At 70.1% G+C, this 4,873-nt stretch carries 4 protein-coding genes; 2 read left to right on the plus strand and 2 right to left on the minus strand.

The features are described 5' to 3' along the window. Positions 1-45 precede the first annotated feature (45 nt). Positions 46-1,440, minus strand: a complete 1,395-nt coding sequence (locus ACWDUD_RS30370; protein WP_450111743.1) for an amidohydrolase family protein — start codon at positions 1,438-1,440, stop codon at positions 46-48. Then, a complete protein-coding gene (locus ACWDUD_RS30375; RefSeq protein ID WP_450111744.1) occupies positions 1,437-2,660 on the minus strand; it encodes a CoA transferase in 1,224 nt (407 codons plus the stop codon). The genes ACWDUD_RS30370 and ACWDUD_RS30375 overlap by 4 nt, the downstream gene beginning before the upstream one ends. Positions 2,661-2,752: 92 nt before the next feature. Between ACWDUD_RS30375 and ACWDUD_RS30380 the strand changes: the two genes are divergently transcribed. Next, entirely contained in the window at positions 2,753-3,856 is a 1,104-nt protein-coding gene (locus tag ACWDUD_RS30380; RefSeq protein ID WP_450111745.1) for an enoyl-CoA hydratase/isomerase family protein, read from the plus strand. Positions 3,857-4,045: 189 nt separating this feature from the next. After that, positions 4,046-4,750: a FadR/GntR family transcriptional regulator gene (locus ACWDUD_RS30385; RefSeq protein WP_450111746.1), complete on the plus strand. Its 705-nt coding sequence runs from the start codon at positions 4,046-4,048 to the stop codon at positions 4,748-4,750. Positions 4,751-4,873: the final 123 nt, after the last annotated feature.

The following is a 4,873-nucleotide window of genomic DNA, read 5'->3' on the forward strand; positions in this document are numbered from 1 at the left end:
GTGCCTTTGTGGCGGCTGGGACCGTCACAAAGGCACACCGGCGCGTCAGCGCACTTCGCCGCGGATCACGGTGGCGCGCACGCGGTCCGCGTGCGGTGACGCCAATACTTCGGCGAGGGGGCGATCGAGCAGCACCAGGTCGGCTTCGGCGCCTACGCGGATCGTGCGGGCCGGGTCACCGGGGTCGTCGAGCGGTGCCAGATAACGGTCGAGCGCCTCGCTCGGGTCGATACGTTCTGCGGGCCCGACGATCTCGCCGGTAGGACAACGCCGGTCGACGGCGGCGGCGATCACCTCCCACGGGTCGAGCGGGCCGTACGGGGCGTCGCTGGACAACGCCGTCGGGACGTGCCCGTCGATCAGGCTCCGGCAGCGGTACAGGTCCGGCAGGTCGCGTGGCTCGACGTCGCGCAGGTAGTCGTCGCCGCGGTGCGCCAGGAAACCCGGCTGGGTGACGACAGTCAGGCCGCGCCGCCGCAACTCCGCGACCGACTCTGCCGGGATCAACGCGCCGTGCTCGATGCGGTCGCCGGGGCGGGTGCCGGCCTCGTCGAGGGCGACGAGCAGGATGAGCAGGGCCTCGCGGGTGACGCAGTGCGCGGCGATCGCCCGTCCGGCCTCGTGCACGCGGCGGATCGTCGCGACCAGGTCGTCGAGTTCGGGTAGCCCCGAGTCCGCGAGCACGATCTTGTAGGGGCCGGGGCTCAGGGAGCATGTGCACCAGGATGATTCGTGGTGGAGCGGCACTCCGAGCATGCGCATCCGCTGGGGCACGATCCCGCGGAGGTGGGCGTCGACCAGCGCGTCCAGTGAACTCTCCGACAGGTCCGGGGTGGCGTCGGTGATCCCCGTGATCCCGAATCTCGTCAGGTCGGCGCCGACCGCGTCCAAGGGCGGTGGCGCGGTCGCGGGCAGTCGGTCGCGCAGCCAGTCGTCCGCGCGCCACACCCGGCCGGTGGGCCGCCCCCGTTCGTCGCGTTCCACCCCCGGGTGATCCGCGTCGTCGAGTCGGGCCAATCCGGCGGCTACCGTGTTCAGCACCCACATCGCGCCGCTGCGGTGCTGGATCCGTACCGGCCTCCGCGCGTGGATCCGGTCCAGGCCCTCCGAATCCAGTAGTCCCGCCACCGACTCGATGTAGCCGACACCGCGGATCCAGTCGTCGCCCGGCGCGGCGGCGAGCGCATCCGCGAGGTCGCCGGGCGAGCGCACGTGCGGCGGACCGCACTGCACCGACATTCGTTGTGCGGCAGCGGCATGCAGATGCAGATGGTGATCGTGCAGGCCGGGAATCAGGGCGCCGCCGTGACCGTCGAGCACCTCGGCAGTACCCGGCACGTCGAGCCCGGGACCGACCGCGACGATCATCCCGGCCCGGATCAGCACGTCGACGCCGGGCCGTCCCGCGACCTCGACGTCGCGGACCAGCAGCGTGTTCATCGCCGGATCTTCAACTCGGACAGCACCTTGTCGGTGTGGCGTCCCGATTCCGGCGCGAGACCCGACGGTGTGCGCAGGGCCGGTTCGGCGACCGTGACGGCGCCGTTCGCGGTGTCCACCCACCACCGATCTCCGGACCGATATGTCTGCGGTACAACGGGATCGGAGTCGGTGAGCGTGGCGGCGACGACCGCGGACATCGCAACGTCCCACAGGTGCCCGCGATCCCCGTTCGGTGCCGACATCGCGAGCGCCGCCGCGGTCAGTCCGGTCAGGGGATCGGCGATCGCGTCGCCGACGAACACCGGTGTGCCACGGTCGTATCCGACCAGGCCTGCGGACGCGGCGACATCGTCACCGAAACCGACACGGCCGCTGTCTCTTCCGTGGGCCGTGATCGACACCCAGGTTCCGCCCTCGGCGACGAACGTGTCCGCGTCGAGCCCGAACCCGGCGAGGGCACGCGGACGGGACGCCTCGATCACGATGTCGGCCGCCGCGACCAGATCGCGCAGGGCATCGCGCTCGCCGGGCAGGTTCGGATCGAGCACGACGGACTCGTGGCCCGAGTGCAGCAGCCGATAGAACTCGGGATTGCCCCGCCGCGCGCCGTCGGGCCGCCACGGCGTCTCCACCTTCACCACCCGCGCGCCGGCGAGTCCCAGCAGATGTGCGCACAGCGGCCCGGCCCACAGCGCACTGAAGTCGACGACGAGCAGCCCCTCGACGGATCGTGGCGGGCCCGGAGCCGGAGGTGCCGCGCCGGGTGCGGCGACCGGTCCGGCCGCCACCCCGAGTAGTTCGGCACGTTCGACCAGGTCGGCGCCGGTGTGCTCGCGCATCCAGCGGGTGACGACCGGCCACGGATCGTCGTCGATCTCGGCGGACACCAGCGCACCGAGAAGCAGTGGGTCGTCGGGCCGGGCGCACGAGACCGCCGCCCAGCCGTCGGCCGTCGGCAGCAACCGGCACGACCCGCCGGCGGACACGGCCCCGGACCGGCGGTGCCCGGTGAACGCGGCCCGCTCGGAGAGCAATCGCGCGCCGTCGATCCGCACGGTTCCGGAGGTCGCGGTCGCCACGAAAGCGGACAATTCCCGTGCCCGGGTCGCAGCGCGTCCGGGCGGGATCAGCGGGGGACCGTCGAGAAATCCGGTCAGAGCGGCGATTCCGCTCTCTGCCCAGTCCTCGACGGGATCGGGGTTCGGACCGGTCGACACGTGGCCGATGTTACATTGCCCCCGGATGGGGCCGATGGATCCGCCTTCGGGTGGGACGACCTCGAGGTGGAACGAATGAGTGCGGTGAACGAATGAACGTCGACGCTGCGTCGGGTGCGCCCGGGGCGCGGAAGACCGGGGTGCGGACGATCGGAGTGGCGGATCTCGCCGCCGGTGCCGCCCATACGCCGCTGCTCACCGACGGCGGCGCGGTCGATGCGCCCGTGCTGGTCGTCGACCTGGACGGTGCGGCCGAGCATCTGCTGTCCGTCGCCGCCGACCGTGCTCGCGACTGTGACCGCCTGCTCGTCGGACGATATGCGGGCAGCGACATCGAGGACGCGCCGGAACTGGGACTTCTGCTCGACGCGCTCGACCTGACCTACGCGACCGGCTCGGATCCGCGGGAACGCACGGTGGTGGGCACCGACGATCTGGACGACACGGTCGGTGCATTCGTCACCGCCGTCACCGCCAATCCGTACGCGGCGCTGACGGCCGGCCAGGTGCTGCGCGCCGCCGGGACACTGCCGGTGCCCGCGGCGATCGAGGTCGAATCGCTCGGATACTCGACCTTGCAGGGTGGTCCCGAGTTCCACCGATGGCTGGACGAGCGCGGTCCACGTCCGCTGCCACCCCCCGCCCCGCAGGAACCGGTGCTGATCGCCCGAGACGGCGGCACCCTGCACATCACATTGAACCGGCCCGAGCGCCGCAACGCCTACGGCACACAGTTGCGGGACGCACTCGTCGAGGCGCTGGGCGTTGCTCTGCTCGACGACAGCATCGAGCGGGTCGTCCTCGACGGCGCGGGGCCGTCGTTCTGCGCGGGTGGCGACCTCGACGAATTCGGTCGCACCCCGGACACCGCCGTTGCGCACCTGATCCGTACCCGAGGCGGAGCCGGACGTCTGGTCGCGCGGCTCCGCGACCGGGTGGAGGCGCGGGTGCACGGGCACTGTGTCGGTGCGGGCATCGAGATTCCGGCGTTCGCCGGGCGTGTCGTCGCCGCGCCCGGCACGGTGTTCCGGCTGCCCGAGGTCGCGATGGGCCTGATCCCGGGTGCAGGCGGGACGGTGAGCGTTCCCCGGCGGATCGGCCGTTGGCGCGCGTTGCATCTGTTCGTCACCGCCGTCGCGCTCGACGCCGAGCGCGCGTTGTCGTGGGGTCTGATCGACGAGATCGCAGGCGGGTAGTTGCGCTCGCGCGGCCGCCCCGCCCCGAAACGGCGGACAATTTCGAGTGCTCACGGGCCGATTCACTGGTGCCCACCCCATGATTGATGTAAACATAGTCATAGATTTTTGTCGGTTTGTTCGAAGATGGGGGCACACGGGGTGGAGACACGAGTGGGACGAGCGGGGCTCAGGCCCAAGAAGACAGCGATGCTCGTGGCGCAGCGGATCGTCCAGGACATCAATCGTCGCGGCAACAAGATCGGCGACCGGCTGCCGCCGGAACGGATCATGCTCGACGAATACGATGTGGGTCGCGGCACCCTTCGCGAGTCGCTGCGTTTCCTCGAGCTGCAGGGTGTCATCGCTCTCAAACCCGGCCCCGGCGGCGGCCCGATCGTGCAGCAGCCCGACAGCGAGGGACTGGCGACAGCGATCACGTTGTTGCTGCAGTTCGAGAACGCTCCGTTCCGCACGGTGGTCGAGGCACGCACCGCGCTCGAGCCCATGATGGCGAGACTCGCGGCGGAGCGTATCAGCGACGAGCAGCTCGCGACGCTCAAGTACTCCGTGGACCACATGCGCGAGAATCTGCACGACGAGGAGATCTTCGTCGAGATGAGCCGGGTCTTCCACGACACGGTGGCGCAGGGGTCGGGCAACGCGCTGTTCGGGTACCTCATCCATGCGCTCCTCGACATGCTCGACGGCTCCGCGATGGGCATGGAGTACCCGGAGAAACATCGCCGCGCGACGGCCGACATCCACGAGAAGATCTATCTCGCGGTCGCAGAAAGGGATCCGGAAGCAGCCCTGGTTGCGATGGAGGAGCACATCGCGGGCATCTGGCGGTACGAGCAGAAGCACTACCCGGATGTGCTCGAGACTCCGATCGCGTGGGGCAACCGCGCCTGACCCGGTCTTCCACTTCGCGTTACCCGTACGGCGGGGGGGGGGGGCAGGGGGGCCCCCCCGGGCGGGGTTGTGGGCTCGTTACTACTGTATTTAAAAACACTTTAAAACCATAAAAAAACAATT

The organism is Rhodococcus sp. NPDC003382 (assembly GCF_053589135.1).